Annotated in this window: 1 protein-coding gene; it reads left to right on the forward strand. The window is 46.0% G+C overall.

All coding sequences use genetic code 11. From position 1 onward, the window contains the following. Positions 1-247, forward strand: a 247-nt coding sequence (locus EUU22_RS25730) for a hypothetical protein (protein ID WP_205687965.1), incomplete at its 5' end; no start/stop codon positions are given. Positions 248-359 lie beyond the last annotated feature (112 nt).

Below are 359 nucleotides of genomic sequence, written 5' to 3' on the forward strand. Positions count from 1 at the left end.
TGGCAGCTTCCGATTGCCCGGATTTGGCGCAGCCGTGATCACTGCCGCTCTTGACGGCGTTTTCGATGTTCATGGTACTATTTCTCCTCTCCTGGCGCGCATACACGCGCAGGATTACTTTGTTCCCAGGTTCTTGCTTATGATGGGTGGCGATGATGAGCTTTCACAAAGCCACTTTTACGTCAAAATTTGCTCGGATCAGTCTTCGGTAATTTCAGAACCTGCGGCTTGGATCCGTTTAGTCTGAGAAACTGAAGCACTATGTCCGTTTGAGCTAATTTGACACTTGACAAATGATACACTTGCATTTCGTCAAAAAAATTGCAAAATACGACAAAACAGATGCAATACGTGCCAAT

Origin of the sequence: Ciceribacter ferrooxidans (assembly GCF_004137355.1) — a bacterium.
GTDB classification, from domain to species: domain Bacteria; phylum Pseudomonadota; class Alphaproteobacteria; order Rhizobiales; family Rhizobiaceae; genus Allorhizobium; species Allorhizobium ferrooxidans.